The organism is Pseudoalteromonas sp. 3D05, assembly GCF_002723455.1.
Taxonomy (GTDB): Bacteria; Pseudomonadota; Gammaproteobacteria; order Enterobacterales; family Alteromonadaceae; genus Pseudoalteromonas.
This window is the reverse complement of record NZ_PDUS01000004.1, coordinates 126029-148011: the sequence shown is the minus strand read 5'-3', so window position 1 is coordinate 148011 and position 21983 is coordinate 126029. Positions and strand designations below refer to the sequence as shown.

Below are 21983 nucleotides of genomic sequence, written 5' to 3'. Positions count from 1 at the left end.
TAACCCCTATGAAATTTAAAAGTTTAGTTGCCGCAATGGGTGTGGCTGTTACAACATTAGTATCTGCACAAGCGCTAGCTTTAGATAAAACGATACCTGAGTATGAGAAAACAACAGGTATCTCAGGCAACTTTTCATCAGTGGGCTCTGACACTCTTGCCAACATGATGACTTTTTGGGCTGAAGAATATAAGCGCTTCTACCCTAATGTAAATATTCAAATTCAAGCTGCGGGCTCTTCAACAGCGCCACCTGCTTTAACTGAAGGTACTGCAAATTTCGGCCCTATGAGCCGTAAGATGAAGTCAAAAGAAATTGAATCGTTCGAAAAACGTTATGGTTACAAGCCAACAGAAGTGCGTGTTGCAATTGATGCTCTTGCTGTATTTGTTCACAAAGATAACCCAATTGAAGGTCTTCGTATTGATCAGGTTGACGCTATCTTCTCATCAACGCGTAAATGTGGCGCATCAGATGAAGTATCTCGCTGGAGCGATGTAGGCTTAACTGGTGATTGGGCAGCTAAAGATGTTCAGCTTTATGGTCGCAACTCTGTATCAGGGACGTATGGTTACTTTAAGAAAATGGCTTTATGTAAAGGTGATTTCCGTAACAATGTAAATGAACAACCGGGCTCTGCATCAGTTGTACAGTCAATTTCATCTTCTGTAAATGCAATCGGTTACTCAGGTATCGGTTACAAAACATCGGGTGTTCGTACTGTTCCACTGGCTAAAAAAGGAAACAAGTTCGTAGATGCTACCCTGGATAACGTAGCAACAGGTAAATACCCGTTATCTCGTTTCTTGTACGTATACATTAACAAGCACCCTAATAAACCACTTTCTCCAATTGATGCAGAGTTCCTTAAAATGGTACTTTCTCAAAGCGGTCAAAAGATTGTAGAGAAAGACGGTTATGTGCCATTGTCAGGCGCGATGGCAATGAGAGAGCTTAAGAAACTAGGTCTTTTATAATCATATAATTGATAATAATAAAAACCGCCTTTATAAATAAAGGCGGTTTTTTTATGGCTAGTAACACTGGGGTCTGTTGACCTTTGCAAATTTAACTTTGGAAGTTCAACAGACCCTGAACTTCACACACTCTTTAAAGTTCGTTTTAATGACTTATTAATATTTGATTAGTTATTCAAATTTAGGTTAGTTAGTTGTGGTTAGGGTTTGCTTAAGCAGAGCACAGAAGCTTATCAGAGTAAGGTTGATAAGCTTTAAACTATTATTATTGCATTTCCCCTAGCTTCTCAGCATTGGCTTTGCATTGATTGAATGTTTCTATGCATTTTGTACTGCATACTTTGTGTACCATGCCTTCCCCTGTGCTTTGTTGCTCACAGTTAAGCTCACATTGGTAGTTTTGTTGTGCACACTGCTGCATTTCTGGATTTTCTATCTGGTTTTGGCAGCCTAGCAAAAGTCCAGCAAGTAAAGTGGTACTAGCTATTTTAAGTAGTGAATTCATTTTTATCCCTAATTTATTATATCAACTTGTAAGTTATCGATTAGCCTCACATTACCTAAATATGCAGCAGCTAAAATGACTAATTGTTCATCTTTTACTGTAGCGCTTTTTAAGGTATCGCGCTGTGCTATCTCAAAATAATCTGCTTTTAATCCTGCATCGCTCAGCGTTTGCTTTGCTTGTTGGCAAAGAGCTGAAAAGTCATTTTGGCCAGCTTTTAACTGCGCTGCAACGTAAGATAATGTTTTAAATAAATTAGCCGCAGTAGCTTTTTGTTGATCAGATAAGTAACCATTACGAGAACTCATCGCAAGTCCTGAGACTTCACGAGTAGTTGCAACGCCGATCACTTCAACAGGGATAGATAAATCGCGCACCATCGTTTTGATAACTTGTAACTGCTGAAAGTCTTTCTCACCGAAACAGGCAAAGTCAGGTTGAACCAAATTAAATAGCTTAGTTACTACGGTTGCAACACCTTTAAAATGACCTGGGCGAGACCCACCACAATAACCCATTGAAATATTAGGTACATCAACATAACTTTGTGCGCCTAAACCGTTTGGATAAATGGTTTCTACAGTGGGAGTAAAAACAATATCGGTGCCCAGCTCAGCTAGCCCTTGTTTATCAGCATTCAACGTACGCGGATAACTATCTAAGTCTTCACTTTCACCAAACTGCATTGGATTAACGAAAATACTAACAACAACTTTATCAGCCATTGTTTTTGCTTTTTCTACCAGTGAGAAATGACCTTGATGCAGATTTCCCATTGTAGGAACCAATGCAACACTAAGGCCGACTTGACGCCAAGCTTTGATTTGACTGCGTAATGATTTTATTTCAGTTATAGACTGCATTATTTAAACTCATGTTCAACGCTTGGGAAGGTGCCACTTTTAACATCATTGCAGTATTTTTTAACGGCATCAGGCATATTACCTGTTTCTAATAAAAAGTTTTTCGAAAATTTAGGGATGTAACCTGCAGAAATTCCCACCAAATCATGCATAACTAAAATTTGACCATCAGTTTGATTTCCTGCGCCAATACCAATTGTCGGAATATCGACCGCATCTGTAATACGTTTTGCAAGCTCAGCAGGTATACATTCAAGCACAATCATTTGTGCGCCTGCTTTTTCAAGCGCTTGTGCATCTGTAATCATCTTTTTAGCTTGCTCTTCGATGCGGCCTTGAATTTTAAAGCCACCAAAAACATGCACAGACTGAGGCGTGAGTCCTAAGTGCCCACATACAGGAATACCTTGTTGTGTCAGGGCTGTAATTGAATCGTACAGCCATTCCCCCCCTTCTAACTTAACCATGTTAGCCCCTGCACGCATGAGTTGCGCTGCATTTTCGCAGCTTTGCAGTGGGCTTGAATAGGTCATAAACGGCATATCTGCAATGACAAATAAATCACGGCTACCAGCACGCACGCAGCGAGTATGGTAGGCAATATCTGTATTTGTTACTGCAAGGGTATCGTCACCACCTTGTAGCACCATACCAAGAGAATCACCTACTAAAACAACGTCAACACCGTTATCATAAAAGAGCTTAGCAAAGCTGGCATCGTAAGCGGTTAAAGCGGTTATTTTTTGTTGTTCTGCTTTCATTTTATTGAGAGTAGAGACTGTTATTTTAGACATAATATCCTCGTAGGCAACGCCCTGAAATTAATTACAGAGGTAATTGTTGTAATTCGTTTAATGCTAATGTTGCGGTAATATCTGTTAATCTTTTGCCAGTTGGCAATGTGATATCAGGCGCAATTTCAAGTAATGGATAGACAACAAACTCACGCTCAGTCAAACCATAATGGGGAACTGTTAGCCGTTCAGTATTAATTACTTGATTTCCAAATAATAAAATATCGATATCCAGCGTGCGTGGACCCCAACGCTCTTCTTTACGAACACGCCCGTGGTCTAGCTCAATTTTTTGTGTAAAATCAAGAAGCTGCTCGGGAAGTAGAGATGTATTTATAGCCGCTACGGCATTGACATAATCCGGCTGATCTTTTGGGCCCATCGGTTTACTAGCATAGTGATGAGACACACTAATAAGCTCGCAATGGGGAAGCGTTTGTAAGGCTAAAATAGCATTGTTTAACTGCTCACGAGGGGCGTTTAAATTAGCCCCTAGACCAAGATATACAGTTGCCATTTTGTTACTCAGTTGCCGGTTTTGGGCTGCTACGACGACGTGATCGGCGTCGGCCTTTAGGTGCACCTTGGCTACCTAATGCTCTAACCATATCTTTCTGGCCATTTACGTCTTTACTTAGGTATTCGCTCCACCAATTTGCAAGTTCTTGGTGTTGATGCTCACCCGCTTGCACGCGTAAGAGTAAAAAGTCATAAGCGGCTTTAAAGCGAGGTTGTTGAGTCAACCTAAATGCACGTTGGCCTGAGCGTTTGTCTAAGCGCTGCTGTATATGCCAAATATCACGTGCACCCAAGGTGAAACGCTTAGGCACGGCAATGTGTTGTGCGTTCTCACTGAGCACTTTATTCATTGCTTGGGTGTACGCATCATACTCTGAAAGTTGTTCACTCAGTTGTAGCTGTTTCGCTATTTTTAATAACGGGAACCATAATAGAGCAGCAAAGATGAAAGCTGGTGTGACTTTTTTATCCGCGTTAATCCGTTCATCTGTATTGCGGAACATCTGCTGAATAAGAGAATGCTCTAATCCCTCAGTATTTTTATCTAAGATTTTATCAAGCGCTGGAAATAATGACTTAAATAAACCATAGCGGCGCAACATAAGAAAGTTCTCTTCGGCTTTGCCGTTTAAGAAAAGCTTTAATGTTTCTTCAAATAACCGCGCTGGAGGAATGTTATCAAGCAGACTTGCTAGCTCTTTAATTGGCTTTTCAGTTGCAGGCGCAATCGTCATATCAAGCTTTGTGGCAAAGCGCACTGCGCGCAACATTCGAACTGGGTCTTCTCTATAGCGAGTTTGTGGGTCGCCAATTAACTCTATTTGCCTTGCATTAATCGCGGCAATACCGTTGGCAAAGTCATGAATTGAGAAGTCATTAATAGAGTAATATAAGGCATTGATTGTAAAATCGCGGCGCTCAGCATCTTCTTCAATGCTGCCAAAAACATTATCTCGCAGCAGTTGACCTTGATCGCTAGATTGACTGATTTGATTTTTATCTTCAGCGGCTTCATGGTGTCCGCGCATTGTTGCAACTTCAATAATTTCTCGGCCAAAAACAATATGTGCCAATCTAAATCGGCGACCAATTAAACGACAGTTACGAAATAGCTTTTTTACTTGTTCTGGTGTGGCATTAGTTACAACATCAAAGTCTTTTGGCTGTTGCCCTAGCAAAATATCACGAACACAACCACCCACAAGGTAGGCGTCAAACCCCCCATCTTTCAGGCGATATAATACTTTAATTGCATTTGGACTAAATTGTTTACGCGAAATACCGTGCTCATTACGTCCAATAACCAAAGGCAAGCTTTGCGCTTGTTCTGGTTGAGATGTTTGAGTGCCATTTGGCCCAATAATTTGCCGACAAAATTGAAAAAGCTTGGAAATAATAATCTGTCTCCTACAGAATTCTGTTAATTGACGGCATATCCATCAAAAATCAAACCAAGTATAGCTGTATTTTGATATTAACTGCACGAGGAATGTGCATACTTGGCGATAAACGTATTGCGTGGCTTATAATATACCAGCGCAGCTTAAAAATTAAGTTGGTGGCTTTAAAATAAACGCTATTTAGGTATTAATTACTTAATTAGTTGCTTAAAAATGGTTGCTTGGTTAGCGTCAGCTTGAGAAATCTGAATTTGTGGTACTTTTGGTACGTGTTGGAGGTCATAGCGATTGATAGCCCATGCCATCATTTTCTCTACACTGAGTGTGGATATTTTTGGTTTAGGTGCTAACCCTAAAAACTCAAATGCGTTGAATAAACTGGGCTTTGGATTTTGTTTACAAATGGCGGGTGCATAATTTTGCTTAGATAATTTAAATCCTGGTTTTGCAACGGCCAAAGGTAAGTGCGCGTAATTAGGAATTGGAGCTTTAAGCTGCTTAAATAAGCTTAACTGCCTTGCAGTTGGTTCTAATAAATCTGCGCCTCGTACTACATCAGTGATCCCTTGCTCAATATCATCAGCAACAACCACAAGTTGATAAGCAAATAATCCATCGCTGCGTTTTATAATATAGTCTTCATGGGCGAGGGCTGAATCTACAACAACATTACCTTGAATCAAGTCAAAATAACGAATTGTGGGGTGGCATTGAGTGAGGCGAAGTGCGTACTTACTTGCATCCACAAAGCGGCTTTTACAGTGACCTTGGTATATTCCGCCAAGCGCTTTTATTTGTTTGCGAGAACAGTCACACGCATAAACCAAGTGCTGCTCTTTTAGCATCGTTACATAGTGGTGATATAATTCATGGCGCTGAGTTTGATAAACAACTTGCTCATCCCAATACAAGCCGTAGGCCTCTAGTGTTTTGAGAATGTCGTCAGCGGCGCCTTTTACAACTCGGGTTGTATCTATATCTTCAATACGAACTAACCAGCTGCCTTGATTATGTTTTGCATCTAGGTAACTGCCCACAGCCGCAACCAAGGAGCCAAAGTGAAGAGGCCCAGAAGGTGACGGCGCAAAGCGTCCGCGATAATTGCGCAGTGGCGCAGTAACGGCTGTGGTTATCGACATGGTTTAACTTAAAAGTTATTAACCGCGTCCAGCTTGTTTTTCTTTGATTTCGGCAAGTGTTTTGCAGTCTACGCATAAATCAGCTGTAGGACGTGCTTCTAAACGACGGATACCAATTTCAATTCCACATGATTCACAAAATCCAAAATCATCTTCTTTGATAAGGATAATTGTTTTTTCAATTTTTTTGATCAGTTTACGCTCACGGTCACGTGTTCTAAGTTCTAAAGAGAACTCTTCTTCTTGTGCAGCGCGGTCAACTGGATCAGGAAAGTTAGCAGCTTCGTCTTGCATGTGCGACTTCGTGCGGTCTACTTCGTTACGTAAATCGTTGCGCCATGCTTCCAAAATAGTTTTAAAATGAGCACGTTGTGCTTCATTCATATACTCTTCGCCCGGTTTTTCTTGGTACGGTTCTAATCCGGCCTGAGCCAATAACCCTAATTTTTTTTGGTCTGGCATAACTTTCTCCTAAATCCTTAATATAATGCCCAGCTTTAGCCGGCGGCTATAAATAACAGAATCCTATGGCCTAGGCAAATTTATTTTTAATTAATTAGCTGTGGTTAATTTGTTTTTACTGCTTTAAAAGGTATCAGGCGATTATTTTGATTGCTTTTTAATCACAGTGTGATTTTTTTACTGGCCTTGTTATATGGGCAAAAATAATTAATACAACTTAATTTTTTATTTGTGTTAAAAACTTTTTTGGTGAGCAACCATACCAACGCTTAAATGCGCGTTGTAATACACTCTGTTCTGAAAACCCTAATCGGTTACTTACTTCCAATACACTAAACTTATTAAGCAACATACGCTTCGCATGGTATTTGCGAAGTTCATCAACCAGCATTGAATAGTTACAGCCTTGTTCAGTTAAATAACGTTGTAAGCTGCGTTTTTTAAAACCAAACTGTGTTGCTGCTTGTTCAACATTAGGTACATTGGGAAAGTGTGCGGTTATGTATGCTTTAAGCTGGTTTATACGGTCATTTTCACTAATAAGTTCAATTGCTTGTGCTGACAGTAATTGCTCTAGTTCTTGGTTTGCTGAATTAAGTGGACTACTAAGCATGTTACTTTTAAAGCTAAGCGTATTGGTTGTTGCGTGGAACTCTATAGGACAATTAAATACGGCTTTATATGCGCGCAAACTCTCAGGCTTGGGTTCAGATCTAGTAAGTTGTACCTTTATAAGCGATAAATCTGTGTTTTTAAAACTGCAATATTTTGCGAAAGAGAGCCAACTACTAAATAGCTCATCAACCATATAATGCTGTATTTTAGTACTTGGGTACCAGCTTAAATGACTTGTTTGTTGCTCATGGTGCAGTTGAATAATCCCCACATTCCTTACTAATGTATTAAGTTGTAAAGCGTGTTGCAGCACCTTGCCTAAAGAATCACTCACTAGCGCAATGTGACCCAGTAAACCCCAGCTTTGCGTTTTTAAAGATTGACCGAACTTTAATCCGATATGATCGCAGCAAAGGTGTTGTGCTGCAAATGTCATTAGCTGTTCGTAATCTGAAACTGGATATTTATAACGGCTATCATCGAGGTGGTTCGCACGATTTAGTAAACGTTTATTTACTGCTTCTGGAGCAAGCCCTTGTGCTATCAAAAAGTGCACTAAGGAGCGAATTATTTGGCTACTAACAAAATACATTTTAGTTACTTTTTAATAAATAGATAACATCAAGCTGCATTAGTTGGCGCGTAAAGTCAATTTTTTGCGTGAGGAGTCAAGATTTAGACAATTTTATAAGGCATGGTATCCATTGGATAAAAACAAAGAGTAATCAGAATTAAGGGTAATAGCTTCAGCTTATTGTCTATAGCATTCAGATTAACCAACAAGGAACCACAATGAAACTTCACACACTCTCTATTAGTATTGCTGCAGCCTTATTATTAACCGCATGCGGCTCCGATGATGACAAAAATACTGTTGAGCCGCCACCTATAGTCGTTGAGCCAAACCCAGAACCCGCACCTGTAATTACAGCATTTGATGACGATAATAAGCTCGATGCAAATATTCGCTGGACGACCTTTGGGGTGCCACATATTAAGGCTGATAACTTAGAAAGCTTAGCGTTTGGTAGTGGCTATGCCTATGCCAAAGATCATAGTTGTTTATTACTGGATCAAATTGTGAAAACGCGTGGCGAACGAGCTAAATATTTTGGCCCAGACAAAGTCCCTGGCAGTGGTGATTCAGCGCATTTAATTTCTGACTTTGGCTATAAAGCTTTAGGCGTTAACGCCTATGCGAAAGAGCATTATAATGAACTAAATGACGATAGCCGCGCGCATTATGAAGGCTTTGTGCAAGGTTTTAACAAATATGTAAGCGATACTGGCACTGATAACTTAGCCCCAGAATGCGCTTCCCAGCCTTGGGTGTTTGAATTAACCCCAGAAGATATGTTGGCATACGCCATGGCAACAGTGCAGCTTGCAAGCTCAGCTAACTTTTTAGATCTTGCATTTTTAGCCAATCCAGGTGACGGCGGTGAATATTTACCGACCCCAAAAGCGTCAGAACCTAGTGCAGTTTCAAGTGTTGTTAAAAATATCAATCAACAAGCTAAAAGCTTTAAACTAGAGAAAAAATACGAGCATTTAGGGTCAAATGGCTGGGGGGTGGGTAAAGATAAAATGGCCAATGGCAAAGGGGGGTTATTAGCCAATCCACACTTTCCTCACGAAGGTAACCTACGATTTTGGCAATCACATTTAACCATTCCTGGTGCCATGAATGTGATGGGCGGCAGTTTGCAAGGGATGCCAGGGGTAATCAATATTGGCTTTAATGAACATGTTGCCTGGACGCATACATTTTCAACAGCACGGCATTTTTTAATCTATCAATTAGCACTAAATGAAAATGACCGCATGAGTTATAGCGTTGAAGATGATGAATATGCGATAACCAGCAAAAAAGTCTCGGTTGAAGTCGCGGTCGCACCGGGTATGACAATCGAGCTGGAAAAAGACTTTTATTACAGTCATCACGGCTTGATGATTGAAACACCGGCTGCAAACGGCTTAGGTTGGAATGATAGCCACGCGTTTACGATTAAAGATGCCAACGAGTTCAACATGGACGTAGTTGCTCAGTGGTCAGCATTAAACCAAGCGCGTAGCCTAGAAGATATGAAAGCCTCGTTTGCGCAGTTTGATGGCGTGTCGTTTAACAATACAATGGCAACGGATAAAGACGGTAATGTATTTTTCGTAGATGACAGTACAGTGCTTAATGTGGGTGATACCGCTAATATGGCGATTCGTATTCAGCCTGAACTCGTTGCACTGCGCGAATCGACCGGGTTTGATTTAGTACCCGGTAACTTAAAATTGTTTGAAGCTGATGGCAATGTACCTTTTGAAAAAGTGCCGCAGTTAAACCGTACCGACTATGTGCAAAATTCTAACGATAGTTATTGGGTAACCAATCCAGAGCAACCATTACTCGGTTTTGCCGCACAATATGGTGATGTACACAAACCGCTTTCATTACGTACTCGAATGGGCTTACAGCTATTAAAAGATGGCGGTGGCGAAGATGGTTTATTCACCCTGGATGAGCTTGAAACAGCGCTTGTTGGCGATCGCATTTACCTTGGTGAACTGGTGTTTGAACAGCTGGTTGCTCAGTGCCAAGCGCAAGGTGACACACCAGTCATGTTAAGTAATGGTAATAGTATTGATTTAACGCAAGCGTGTAGCGTGTTAGCGCAGTGGAATGGCGCAATGAACCTAGAAACTAAAGGTGCCGCACTTATTCGTGAGTTTGCCCATTTATTTGATGCAGATACGTTGCTTGCAGATAATTTTGATGTTACGAACCCTGCGAACACACCTAATACTTTGCGTATTGACGGCTCTGCCTTGGTTACCTTGGCACATGCTGTGGCTACATTACAAAGTAATGGGATCGCACTTGATGCAACCCTTGCACAAATGCAGTTTGTAGAGAAAACGCTTGCAGGAGGTAATGCCTCAGGGGAAAAACTACCGTGGAGCGGCCCTATGCATGTTGAAGGTGGATTCAATGTGTTTCGATTCGATCGTAGCGGCACAACTCGTTCAACTTTGATCCCTTACATTGATCATCAAGCGTTAAATGATGCTATTACGGGTGAACCACTACGCTCAAACCTAAGTAGTGCAGGTTATCCGGTCAATTATGGTTCTAGTTGGATGTTTGTGATGAACTTCACCGACGGTGGTCCGGTTGCCAAAGGACTACTAACGATGTCGCAAAGCTCAGACTCAACGTCGGATCATTTTGATGATCAATCACGTTTTTACTCTGAAAATGCCACACTCAGACCATTATTGTTCAAAGATGAAGATATTAACCTTAATTTAATCGGTGAAATGGATGTTTCACTAGCTAAGGAATAAATGTTACTTTTTCGGCCAAAGTAACTTCTTTGGCCGAAATTTTCGCTTTGTAAGCCAATACCTCAACACCTTTAGCAATCGCCTCAGTTAACAACTGTGCGTACTTTTCATCGATATGTTTTGCTGCACTCACTTGGGTTATGCCCTCATGTAAAACTGCAAACAATAATACTGCACGATGGCCTTGTTCAACCATTTCTATTAATTCGCGAATATGTTTTTGCCCGCGTAATGTTTGCGCATCAGGAAAGTACCCTTGGCCTGTTTTTGGCGCATCTTGGCTTAATAACGTGACTGATTTTACTTCAACATAACAATTTGGGCGATTAGGGTCGCTGAGTAAAAAGTCGATACGGCTGTTTTCTTGGCCATATTTTACTTCGCTTTGTAATTGCTGGTAACCGCTAAGCTCACTAATAAAATTTGCTTGAATAGACTCTTCGACTACTTTATTTGCCATTGCTGTATTAACACATATGAGGTGTTGAAATTGGTTCTGAGTGAGTTCTAAAGAATGTGGGTATTTACGTTTTGCATTATCACTGGTTGAGTAAAATGCCTTGAAATCAGGCTCTGCGCAGCCTGTCATTTTACCTGTGTTAGCGCAATGCGCAGTAAACTCAGTGCCATTCGCTAAGCGTAAGTCGGCTAAAAATCGTTTGTAGCGTTTGATTAATGTGGCTGGTTGTAATGGCTTAGCAAATTTCATTATTTGGTCTCAATCGGTTGGGAAGTTGTGCCAGCTATAGTAGACTCAATGCCACTAATTAGCGCAAAGAGTATTCTAACATGTCTGAAAAATTTGTTGTTCAATTAAGCGAACAAGCGGCTGCATCTCATTGGGGCGAAAACGCCACACTTTCATTTAATGAGCACGGTGCTACAGTTCACCTAGCCGAGCAAGAGACTTTAAAAAACGTGCAAAAAGCGGCGCGTACGATTGCCAATCAAGGTGTTAAAAATGTAGTTTTAGCTGGCGACTGCTGGTGTACTGAAACACAATGGGCGTTTTACCAAGGCTTTGTTTCTCCGAAAACGTTAGCTGGCGTTGAATTTGCACAAAATGCAAAAACGGACAGCCAAGAGCTAAATTCATTATTACGCTCTGCCACATGGGCGCGTGAAATGATCAACGGCACAGCAGATGATATTTTCCCTGAAAGCCTTGCAGGTAAAGCGGCTGAGTTTATTCAATCACTTGCGCCAGAGCATGTCAGCTACCAGATTATTAAAGGCGATGCGTTACTTGAGCAGCAATGGATTGGTATTCATGCTGTTGGTCGTGGCAGTGAGCGCCCGCCAGTATTACTAGCATTAGATTACAACCCAACTGGGGACGACAATGCACCTGTTGATGCGGCATTAGTGGGGAAGGGGATCACGTTTGACTCAGGTGGTTACTCAATTAAGTCAAGTGAAGGCATGCTGGGCATGAAGTGCGATATGGGTGGTGCAGCCACGGTTACTGCAGGTCTTGCCTTGGCTATTAGCCGTGGTATCAACAAACGTATCAAGTTATTTTTATGCTGCGCAGAGAACATGATTTCGGGCCATGCTTACAAGCTAGGTGACATTTTGACTTATAAAAATGGCACAACAGTTGAAATTGTAAATACCGATGCTGAAGGACGTTTAGTGCTTGCTGATGGTCTTATGGCTGCAGGTGAAACAGGTGCACCGCTTATTATCAATGCTGCAACTCTAACAGGCGCTGCACTGGTTGCCGTTGGTCAAGAGTACAATGCCTTATTTGGTCTTGATAAAGAGTTTGTACGTGAAGTTGAAGGCTTTGCAGAGCAAGAAATGGAAGCAGGTTGGCCATTACCACTTGAAAAGTGGCACCAACAAAACTGCCCATCGCCTTATGCTGATACCGCAAATAGCCGTGCGCAAAAAGGGGGCGGTTATGGCGGTGCATCAAATGCCGCAGGTTTCTTATCGCGTTTTGTACCAAACGATGGTAAAGGCTGGGTGCACATTGACTTAGCCGCTGCCTTTAATATGGGTAGCACTGGCCAATGGGCTGCTGGCGCAACCACCGTTGGTATGCGTACCGTTGCACGTACATTACTTGAAAAAGCATAATTTAGCCTAGAAGCGGCTAGATAAGCACTCTAGATGAATATAGCACCTTGTGAAAATAAGGTGCTATTTTTATAAAGGGCTCATTGTGCTGTACGTTTAGATTCGTTTTTAGCTGCAAACCATTAAAAATTCCCCGCAAACAAGCTTTTTATCCTAATTTACGCTAAAATCTCGCCCCACAGCTTTTCAGGTGGTTAACTTTGTCTTGCTTAGACTACACTTGATTGAACTACTTACACTGGGGTTTCTATTATGTCTGATAAGACTTACATCACGGCGCAGCAATTGCTTGAAGATTCTTTTCGCGTTGCCGCACAAGTTTACCAAGACGGCTTTCGTCCTGATTTTATTATTGGTATTTGGCGCGGTGGTGCACCAATTGGTATAGCTGTGCAAGAATATTATGACTATAAGGGCATTGAAACTGATCATATCGCAGTACGTACGTCTTCGTATTACGGTATTAATCAGCAATCAAAAGAGATCAAAGTTCACGGTTTACATTACATTATTGAAAACGCCAACGCTGGTGATTCGTTATTAATTGTTGATGATGTTTTTGACTCTGGCCGCAGTATTTTTGCATTAAAAGAAAAACTTTCAGAGTTAATGCGTTTAAATTTACCAAAAGATATCCGGGTAGCATGCCCATACTACAAGCCGAAAAACTCAAAAGTTGATATGAAACCAGATTATTACATTCATGAATCTGAAGAGTGGCTCGTTTTCCCACATGAACTTTCAGGGTTAACGCCTGATGAGATCATAGAAGGTAAAACTGACCTTGCAAAAATACATGATTTATTGCTAGAAAAGTAAATTAAGCATTACTAAATAATAAAACAACGAGCTAATATTAAATAACCTGAACTTTGGATAATAAATCTATCTCCAGCGGCTACTTTCAACGCTAACTGCGTTGAATTTACTTGCAATAGGCTAGCTATTGACGCGTAAATTCGCCTTGTTATCGCTAAAAGTCTCCGGCTGGAGACTAATAAATATATTTGTGATTTAATATCAATATATTAGTACATCTCTTAACCTGAGTTCTGGATAATAAATCTATCTCCAGCGGCTACTTTCAACGCTAACTGCGTTGAATTTACTTGCAATAGGCTAGCTATTGACGCGTAAATTCGCCTTGTTATCGCTAAAAGTCTCCGGCTGGAGACTAATAAATATATTTGTGATTTAATATCAATACATTAGTACATCTATTAACCAGAGTTCAGGTTAAATATTATCTATATATTTCAAATGCTTCTTTTAACCTTGCAAGGTGAGAATAAATATAGCTACTCGACATTCTATCTTGGTTAAAGAATGTTTTATCAAGATCAATAGACGATGTAGGTGTCACTGCGCTTGTTCTATTAATTAGGTTAACATCTTGGTTTATTACAGTGTTCACACTGTGACCCCAATTTTTTGCACCTTTGACTTGCCAATTACCTGCGCTCATATCTTTTCGAGGCGATAGTGGGATACTAAAACCTATACCAACTTTTTGTACATCGGTATCTATGTACATTAATCTTAAATTCGCATCACCGAACCAAAATTTCGTTTCAAGTTTATAGCCTGTATCTTCATTCCAGAACTGCCCGCCGGTTATATGGAAGGAAACATCTTTTTCGGCCCATAAATAACGGTATGAAAGTAACGAATAATCACGTTTATCGGTGTTGTAATCTTTATATTCAAAATAGCCTATTTTAGCCTTTAATTTATGAGCACCTGCTGGGCTTTGCCACGCCGTTTCATTAGTTATACCCATATAGTCAAAGTAATCTTGGAATAGTCCAACCTGAGTTTGGTTATAGATATTAAATGGAAGCGAAAATGTCTGGTAAGCAACTGCACGTTTAATACCTGTTTCTTGACGAGAATTTGAGAAAATTCTGCGCTCTTCAAAATGACTTGTGTTTGCTACATTTACTTGGCCGGTTACATTTATACCAGCACCTTGCCAAATCGGAATATTTAAGTCAGCTTGAAGTGCTAATGAATAATCGAGTACGCCAAACTCTGTTGCATGCCTAGATGATAAAGAAGGTGAAAATGTAACCCTTGGAACAAAGTAAGGACTTGTCTTTGTTGTATTTCCAGCCCATTTAATAGATTTCGTATCTTGACTAGTAAATTGAGTTTTAACGAGTAAATCAGGCGTTATATTTTCACTAATAAAGCGTCGGTAATTTTCTAGTTGCCCACTTACTTGTAATATAGGTATGTCTAATTTTGATAAACGAACAATAAAGTCGTTATTTCCTTCAGGGAAATTTTCAGTAATACGGCCTAACACAAGGCCTAAAGCATCAATTTCGTTTCGGTTAAAAACTGAATTTTCAAATTCAACTATTATTAAATCACTATCAGATAAACCCACACGCAGATTTTCAAAGCCATCATTGCTCAATGCCGATTTTAAGCCATGTATGCTTTGATTGTTAACTTGGTTAGATTGCTCTACTTTTTTAGGCTTAGATACAGTTTGCATTGAGTTTGAGTTTGCTAAAGTGCTCACCTCAAATTGTGGTTTTCTATCTTTTTTTGCTACAGAAGCTGTTTGTGTATTATCAGGTGTGGGGGCTGCTTTAGGTTCAGTGTAGCTGCTTTGTGCTTGATCGCTTAGCGGCATACTGATATTTATTCCCCAATAAGTGTCTTCATCAGCAAGCTCAGTATTAGAGTAAAAGCGGCTGTTAATTGAAACTGTTGCAATGTCGTATAACCACTCTTTTGGAATAGTCACCTTTGCACCAAGGTTAAAAGCTTCTGAGTCATGCTCTGCAAGGATAGATAGCCAAGTGAAAGGTTGATATTCAACACCTGCAAAAGCGCCGTTAAGTTGGCCTATTTGCGCGTCAGAGCTCCCCATACCCGCACTAAAACGAAAGTCCCATAATTCTTTTGAAACTACAGCATAATAGGCTTCATAGTTATTAGCTGCACCACCTATGTCTTTTGCACCAAGAGCGATAGTAAACCAGTCTTTAGGAATAAATGGGATTTGATATTTAGCATTAAATGAGAGATCGCGAATTTGCCCGTCATTTTCGTAGCTATAAAGGTTATCATGCATCGACGACGAAGTAATTCGACCGCTTACCTCTAGGCCATCGAAAAGCCCCGCAGAAAATGTGAAATTATGACCGTCAGTGTATTTATCTCTTATTTCAAGCTGGTTGCTATAGCCTATATCTACATCACCTTTATTCATTACAGCCGCTGTCGGAGTATGAAAAATTCCAGTAAAACCATTAAATGCAATGCCATGATTTAAATCATTAGCAGCAAAAGCAGAAGAGCTGGCACCAATTGCACAAAGTGTCGCGAGAGTTTTTTTATAATAAGTCACGTGATTAACCAATTTAGATTTAAATGAGGTTTTAAATTTTAAAACCCAAAGTTACTTCTACCATAATATAAATGAAGCAATAACTTAATAGTAAGATAAACAAAAGCCGCGCAAATGCGCGGCTTTAGAAGGTAATGTTTTAGTACTAATTAAGAACCAGAACCAGAACCTGTAGCTTCAACTTCTTCAACTTCACATACAGTTGGGATATCGAATGCCACTGATGTCGTATTAACTTCTAAGGCTTCATTTAACCAAGCACTATTTGCGTAATCATAATAGTAAAGTGTGTAAATTGCACCTTCATCTAAAGAAAGATTAAATGTAGCACCTTCACCGTAAACGTAGTTACTGAATCTACCATTACGTTCTAAGTAAGCAAAGGTTGGTGTTGGAACCGGTGCCGCAGCTACTTCAAAGTCTTCTGTATTGCTACAAACAAGTTGAGTCGTAACTTGTTTTGAAATCTTGGTAGATGCAGTAGTCGTGAGCTGGAGTGTTTCGCCATTTAAATCACATAGGTTATTAACACTTAACTTAGATGCATTACCATCAACGTCCGTAGATAAGCCGTCAAGAATATTCTTACCATCCCTAAGAACCTTGATGTTTACAGGGAAGCTTGGTGGGTTGTTAATGTTACCTTGAGAATAATCACCATAGTAAGTTGTTAACTTTCTGCGGAAACCATTAGTTTCAAGTAGCACAGAAACCTGATCAGCATTTGCATTACCGTTAGCGTCAACCATGTCGAATGATACTTTAGAACATTGGTTGTTATTAAAGTAATCTAAGTTCCAATAAGAAAGGTGATCAACGTCTACAGAGACGTCAAATGTAGTATAAGTACCGTCAAGAGCATCGTTTGCATTAACAGTTACTTCACCATAGCTTTCAAATGACCATTTACCTTCATCTTCATCGTAACTCCAAACAGGGAAAATATCGCCTGCTGCAAGTTTACGTGGAGTTGGATTCGCAACAGTACAAACACCTTTGCTGAAGCCATTTTCTTCTGCGAAAGTTGCAATATCTGTGTCAGCAGGAAGTGTTACAGGGCAAGGGTTAGAAGTTTTCTTGTCAACTTCCATTGCAACAGTAATTGTGTTGCCTTCACCAAATGTACTTACTTTATTGCCTTCATCATCAACAAGTTCGATAGCAACAAAACCACCTGAAGTGAATGAACCATCAACCTGAGAATCAGTACCATCTGGGTTAGCAACTGAAAGTGCTAAGCCACCAGGAAATGCATCTAACGAAGAGCTTTCTTCAGCAACGTCATCAGTCTCATTATCGTTACGTGTTGCTTCATTGGCAAAGTATGCAACAGTCATTTGTGGAGCTGAAGTTAATGCTGCACCATCCTTATCTAAAAATTGGGTGCCACTTTTGATTTTTACTGTAGTACCACCAGTCGCTTTTGATGCTTTATCGGCAGGGATGCTTTGCTTAAGTTCAACTTCAGTCTTGTCACCAGTTACAGATAAACCAGAAGCAGGGTCGTATGCTACGGTTGTACCCTCATCAGCAAGGTCTGATAAACCTTTAGTTTCTGCAACGATTGCAACATCAGAGTCAGCAAGAGTTCTTGGTGTTAATCTGATTTCTTGAGCAGATATATTGTCATCAGCAGTAACGCTAAGACTGCCAGAGTTATTCAAAAAGCCTTCAGCAGATACAACGTAATTATATGTTACGCCATCAGCAGGGATTGAACCAATAGTGAAAGAAAAGTTACTAGCTGTTGTCGACTTATCTGCATCTGACAGGGCTTCACCCGCGGCAGTTAAAAGTCCGTCTTCAGACGAAGTAAATTTTATAGTCGCAGTTACTGTGTCAGCTAAACGTTGTCCAGTCGCGTCAACTAAGTTTACACTTATCGCACCAGCTTGAACTTCAACTGCCGCTGGCGGCACAGCTACTACAACCGTTTCAGGTGGCTTAACTGGTGGTTTTTCGTATTTGTTGTCATCGTTGTCGCTGAAACAAGCCGTTAGACTTGCTGTTAGGCCAAGAGCTAGCGCTAGCTTGGTTAGCTTGAAATTATTATTTCCCATAATCGTTACCTTTCTTTCCTTTCTCTTTAAGTAAACAGACTTAATTGCAGTTAAACTAGTATCATTGGAGGTCCCTTAAAGAGGTACTTTTGCTATGATACAATAATTTTGTTAATGAAGGATAAGCGCACATTATATATACGTCAAGTGAACATTATATATACTTTCTTTAAATTTATAAGAAATTTGTAATCAGTGTTGCAAGAGTACACAAGATGAGTACAAATAATGTATTTTCAGCGCTTAACCTAAAGTTTAGATGCTAATGTAACAAGCATACCATGTAAAACTTATTAGTGTAATTTAGCATCTTTTGTATTGCTAAATTATGTATGTTTTGTTTAATTTCACTAATAATAGCATTCGTTAAAAGGATAATATAGTTAGATTTGTGAAAAGCTATCCACGTAATCACTGAGCTTATCAAGGCTAACGGCCTTCAAACCATTGTTAGACCTTTCTACTAAGCCTTTCTCTACAAGCTCTGATACGACACGACGATAGGCTCTCTCGGTTGTTGCAAACCGCTCTGCTTCGGCGTTGACCGTTGGGTAAGCACGCAGTAACGTTGGGTTATTATTTTCTGCTCGTAATAAACAGTCTTTAGCAATGTTGTAACCAAGAGGGAGTAATAGCTTATCCAAGTTTATTTTTTGATTTTCTTGAAATTTTGCAGCAATAGTTTGTGCTGTATATAAGCTCAACTCGGGCTTGTCTAATAATAAGGCTCGCCAATGTTTCAATTCGATTAAGTTATAACTCACGTCACTAAAACAAGTTACAGTATAAATACACGGATTATTGTTTAGAGCTTCAATTTCGCCAATTAGTGTATTATTACAATCAAGCTGCCCAAGCAACAGACGTCTGCCGTTACCCACATCATAACTAAATGACACCGTGCCACTACGTACTAACACAAGCTTTGTTAAAGGCTGATCTTGGTGAATTAGTACTTCTTTTTTTGATTGCTGGTATCGACTACCAGCAAATGTGAGAAGTTGCTCAACTAGATAACTCGAAAAATGATATTGAAACATCAAATATGCTCTTCGGACAATTGTCCTATTTATTACATCTTAATGGCGATAGCATTAAAACTCTAAGAATTTACACTAACTTACTAGCTTGCTTAAGCGCCTCAGCACTTATACAAGTTTGACACCTTTATATCCCGTGTAACGATTATTTAAAAGTATGCATTTAGCTTACTTTAGGTTTTAAGTAAGTTAGTTTTTTATACAGTACTACATTGTGTCGCTATTGCACCTAAATCGCAATACCCATAGTGTTAATCTTAATAGTTAGGAAAACAAATGAGTTGGGAATATTTAGGTTACATAGCTTCTGCTTTACTTGTTGCTTCTTTAACGATGAGCGATGTAGTCAAACTGCGCTGGTTAAATTTTGCTGGGTGTATAGCATTTACACTCTATGGTGTTGCAATAAGTGCATGGCCAGTCGCAATAACAAATGGGTTACTGACCTTTGTTAACTTATATCACTTAATTAAACTTGAGCGTAAAAAGTCAAAAACTGCAGAATAATATTACTCTGCAGTATCCACTTTATTAACATTTGTCTTTTGGTATTTTAGTTCACCTGCTATCCAAGTTTGTTCAACGTTAATGTTATAAATGTCTTCTACTGGTACTTTGAAATAATCTTTATCAACTAAAATAAAGTCTGCCCACTTTCCTTGTTCTAAGCTGCCTAGTTTAAACTCTTGATGCGCAGCGTATGCTCCTCCAAGAGTAAAAGCTCGCAATGCGTCTTCTCGGCTTAACGCTTCATCTGCGCGCCAGCCATTTTTGGGAAGTAGTTGATGATCCATTCTTGTAATTGCTGAGAACAAACCATGAAAAGGGTTGGCCAGCTCTACAGGAAAATCGGAACCGGCGGCAACAACAGAGCCTTGATTTAAGAAAGTTTGCCAAGCATAAGCGCCAGTGAGTTGCTCTGGCGTTAAACGTTGCTCTGCCATATGCATATCAGAAGTCGCATGGACGGGCTGCATTGATGGAATAATTTTTAATGCTTTAAAACGAGGGATATCATTCGGGGCAACGATTTGTGCGTGCTCAATTCTGTTGCGAAGTAAAATCCCACCGGTTTGTTTAAATACGTTTTCATAAGCATTAAGCACCGTTTTGTTTGCTTGATCACCGATTGCATGTGTATTCGCGCTAAACCCGTTAGAAAAGCTCAAGGTAAATAATGCCTCTAATTTTTGCTGAGTTTCTAACATTAAACCTTTGTGATTTTTTCTGTCAGCATAATCCTCAATTAACGCGGCACCTCGGCTACCCAATGCGCCATCAGCGTAAATTTTAACGCTGCGAATAGACATATAATCATTAATATCCTTAAAACGACCAGCCTTGAGCATTGTTTCAAGTGATGAATCCGTCGCGTTAAGCATCGCAACAATCCGCAAGGGTAACGTTTCTTGTTCAGCGCGCTGTTTATAGGTTTGCCATGTTTGTTTATCGATACCTGCATCGTGAGTGGAAGTTATGCCGAGGCTTAATAGGTGGTTACCTGCTTTATCGAGCGCTTGATTGATATCAGCCTCAGAAGGTGAAGGAATAAAGTGGGTAATTAACCCCTCGGCTTTATCTATAAAAATACCACTGGGCGCGCCATTTGGGGTGCGAATAATTTCTCCACCAGTAGGGGCTTTAGTTGATGCGGTTATATTTGCCAAAGCCATTGCTTTACTATTAACCCAAATTGCATGACCGTCAACGCGAGAAAGTACGACTGGTATATCTTTTATAATTTTATCTAGGTCAGCAGCGGTTGGAAACTGCTTCGAAGGCCAAAGCTCTTGGTTCCAACCTCGGCCAATTATCCAGCCCGATTTGCCTTTCGCAAAATCAGCTAACTTGGCTTGAACACTTTTTACAGATTCAATGCCGCGTAAATCCAGTTGAGATAAGTTTTGACCTAAACCAATAACATGGCCATGGGCATCTATCAGCCCTGGTAAAAGTGTTCTTTGCTTTGCATCGAGTTTTTGAGCATCAGGAAAGCTGTTTTTTAGCTCATCAGAACCCACCTTAACCACTTTACCATCTTTTATCACAAGGGTTGAAAATTGTGTCAGCTCGCCTTTGTAGGTTGGGGTGTAACCATTTGCATTGTAAATAACCTTGGTATTAGCAACTGCTATTAAAGGAAGAAAGAGGGATAATGCGAGCAAGTTTTTCATTATGAGAGTCATCTAATTGTTGTTTTTATAAACATTAACAGAGAATATCAGTGCTGCAAAATATTTGTGTTACTTTTAAGGCTCCTTGTAAAAGCATATGCTTATGTATTAATTAGTAAAACACCAGTACATATACAAAACTTTAAATGTGCTCATTTATTGGCATATACGCTGAACTCTGCAAGAGATAAACGACTGTCTTTGTCGGTATCATAGCTATTAAAACGCGACCAAAGCGCAGGATCTCTCGCTGTTTCTGCACGTGTTAATAGGCCATCTTCATTTTTATCCAATGCTTTGAACGTATCTGCCTGTGTATTGGTCATAGCAAAACCACTGAAGCTAGTCAGTAATAGCAGGGGCAATACGATGATATTTTGTTTGTTCATATTTTAATACAAGCTATTCGTTAAATAGTGTTTAAATTCAAGTAAGGATATACGGTTGTCTCTGTCTTTATCCCAGCGCTGGTAATCATTAAGTAACTGCGGTTGGGGATCAAGTTCCGATTTTATTAAAAATCCATCTTTGTCCTTATCTAAGTGATCAAAGCGCTGCTTTACATCTAGTGCCGATGCACCAAAGCTTACACTGATCATTAATCCACAAATAAGTGCTGTGTTTTTCATTATTTATTCCTTTAATGA

Annotated in this window: 20 protein-coding genes; 5 read left to right on the top strand and 15 right to left on the bottom strand. The window is 39.9% G+C overall.

The window, feature by feature from the left end:
- The first annotated feature begins 8 nt into the window (after window positions 1-8).
- The gene (locus tag CSC79_RS06220; protein WP_099294970.1) at window positions 9-977 is read left to right on the top strand and encodes a phosphate ABC transporter substrate-binding protein; all 969 of its coding nucleotides are present in this window, start codon (window positions 9-11) and stop codon (window positions 975-977) included.
- 265 nt (window positions 978-1242) lie between these two features.
- On the opposite strand, the gene CSC79_RS06215 is transcribed toward CSC79_RS06220, so the two are convergent.
- From CSC79_RS06215 to CSC79_RS06180, 8 genes are all read right to left on the bottom strand, one after another.
- Window positions 1243-1482, bottom strand: a complete 240-nt coding sequence (locus CSC79_RS06215) for a hypothetical protein (RefSeq protein WP_099294969.1) — start codon at window positions 1480-1482, stop codon at window positions 1243-1245.
- Between the two features lie 8 nt (window positions 1483-1490).
- The gene (gene panC, locus CSC79_RS06210) at window positions 1491-2345 is read right to left on the bottom strand and encodes a pantoate--beta-alanine ligase (RefSeq protein WP_099294968.1); all 855 of its coding nucleotides are present in this window, start codon (window positions 2343-2345) and stop codon (window positions 1491-1493) included.
- A complete protein-coding gene (gene panB, locus CSC79_RS06205) occupies window positions 2345-3139 on the bottom strand; it encodes a 3-methyl-2-oxobutanoate hydroxymethyltransferase (protein WP_099294967.1) in 795 nt (264 codons plus the stop codon). Before panB ends, panC begins: the two co-directional genes overlap by 1 nt.
- 31 nt (window positions 3140-3170) lie before the next feature.
- On the bottom strand, window positions 3171-3656 hold the full coding sequence (gene folK / locus CSC79_RS06200) for a 2-amino-4-hydroxy-6-hydroxymethyldihydropteridine diphosphokinase (protein ID WP_099294966.1): 486 nt from the start codon (window positions 3654-3656) through the stop codon (window positions 3171-3173).
- Window positions 3657-3660: 4 nt separating this feature from the next.
- Complete coding sequence (gene pcnB, locus CSC79_RS06195) at window positions 3661-4965, bottom strand: polynucleotide adenylyltransferase PcnB (RefSeq protein ID WP_099295072.1); 1305 nt, start codon at window positions 4963-4965, stop codon at window positions 3661-3663.
- 284 nt (window positions 4966-5249) lie between these two features.
- On the bottom strand, window positions 5250-6197 hold the full coding sequence (gene gluQRS / locus CSC79_RS06190; RefSeq protein WP_099294965.1) for a tRNA glutamyl-Q(34) synthetase GluQRS: 948 nt from the start codon (window positions 6195-6197) through the stop codon (window positions 5250-5252).
- 18 nt (window positions 6198-6215) lie between these two features.
- Entirely contained in the window at window positions 6216-6659 is a 444-nt protein-coding gene (dksA, locus tag CSC79_RS06185) for an RNA polymerase-binding protein DksA (protein WP_058560218.1), read from the bottom strand.
- Between the two features lie 217 nt (window positions 6660-6876).
- Window positions 6877-7866, bottom strand: coding sequence for an AraC family transcriptional regulator (locus tag CSC79_RS06180; RefSeq protein ID WP_099294964.1), 990 nt, complete (start codon window positions 7864-7866; stop codon window positions 6877-6879).
- Between the two features lie 200 nt (window positions 7867-8066).
- Here CSC79_RS06180 and CSC79_RS06175 point away from each other — a divergent pair, with 200 nt between their 5' ends.
- Window positions 8067-10613 (top strand): penicillin acylase family protein, encoded by a 2547-nt coding sequence (locus CSC79_RS06175; RefSeq protein ID WP_099294963.1) that lies wholly within the window; start codon window positions 8067-8069, stop codon window positions 10611-10613.
- On the opposite strand, the gene sfsA is transcribed toward CSC79_RS06175, so the two are convergent.
- A complete protein-coding gene (sfsA, locus tag CSC79_RS06170) occupies window positions 10603-11322 on the bottom strand; it encodes a DNA/RNA nuclease SfsA (protein WP_099294962.1) in 720 nt (239 codons plus the stop codon). The genes CSC79_RS06175 and sfsA overlap by 11 nt on opposite strands.
- An 80-nt stretch (window positions 11323-11402) precedes the next feature.
- On the opposite strand from sfsA, the gene pepB reads away from it, so the two are divergent.
- Together pepB and CSC79_RS06160 are read left to right on the top strand one after the other, a co-directional pair.
- Entirely contained in the window at window positions 11403-12698 is a 1296-nt protein-coding gene (pepB, locus tag CSC79_RS06165) for an aminopeptidase PepB (protein WP_099294961.1), read from the top strand.
- Between the two features lie 252 nt (window positions 12699-12950).
- Window positions 12951-13517, top strand: a complete 567-nt coding sequence (locus CSC79_RS06160; protein ID WP_099294960.1) for a phosphoribosyltransferase family protein — start codon at window positions 12951-12953, stop codon at window positions 13515-13517.
- Window positions 13518-13941: 424 nt separating this feature from the next.
- On the opposite strand, the gene CSC79_RS06155 is transcribed toward CSC79_RS06160, so the two are convergent.
- The 3 genes from CSC79_RS06155 to CSC79_RS06145 form a co-directional block, all read right to left on the bottom strand.
- On the bottom strand, window positions 13942-16062 hold the full coding sequence (locus CSC79_RS06155; protein WP_099294959.1) for a YjbH domain-containing protein: 2121 nt from the start codon (window positions 16060-16062) through the stop codon (window positions 13942-13944).
- 149 nt (window positions 16063-16211) lie between these two features.
- Window positions 16212-18122: a hypothetical protein gene (locus CSC79_RS06150; RefSeq protein ID WP_099294958.1), complete on the bottom strand. Its 1911-nt coding sequence runs from the start codon at window positions 18120-18122 to the stop codon at window positions 16212-16214.
- A gap of 383 nt (window positions 18123-18505) precedes the next feature.
- Window positions 18506-19162 (bottom strand): cyclic nucleotide-binding domain-containing protein, encoded by a 657-nt coding sequence (locus tag CSC79_RS06145; RefSeq protein WP_099294957.1) that lies wholly within the window; start codon window positions 19160-19162, stop codon window positions 18506-18508.
- A gap of 276 nt (window positions 19163-19438) precedes the next feature.
- On the opposite strand from CSC79_RS06145, the gene CSC79_RS06140 reads away from it, so the two are divergent.
- A complete protein-coding gene (locus CSC79_RS06140; protein WP_099294956.1) occupies window positions 19439-19669 on the top strand; it encodes a YgjV family protein in 231 nt (76 codons plus the stop codon).
- Between the two features lie 2 nt (window positions 19670-19671).
- On the opposite strand, the gene CSC79_RS06135 is transcribed toward CSC79_RS06140, so the two are convergent.
- From CSC79_RS06135 to CSC79_RS06125, 3 genes are all read right to left on the bottom strand, one after another.
- Complete coding sequence (locus CSC79_RS06135; RefSeq protein ID WP_099294955.1) at window positions 19672-21348, bottom strand: amidohydrolase; 1677 nt, start codon at window positions 21346-21348, stop codon at window positions 19672-19674.
- Between the two features lie 140 nt (window positions 21349-21488).
- Entirely contained in the window at window positions 21489-21725 is a 237-nt protein-coding gene (locus CSC79_RS06130) for a calcium-binding protein (RefSeq protein WP_099294954.1), read from the bottom strand.
- Between the two features lie 3 nt (window positions 21726-21728).
- On the bottom strand, window positions 21729-21965 hold the full coding sequence (locus tag CSC79_RS06125) for a calcium dependent protein (protein ID WP_099294953.1): 237 nt from the start codon (window positions 21963-21965) through the stop codon (window positions 21729-21731).
- Window positions 21966-21983 lie beyond the last annotated feature (18 nt).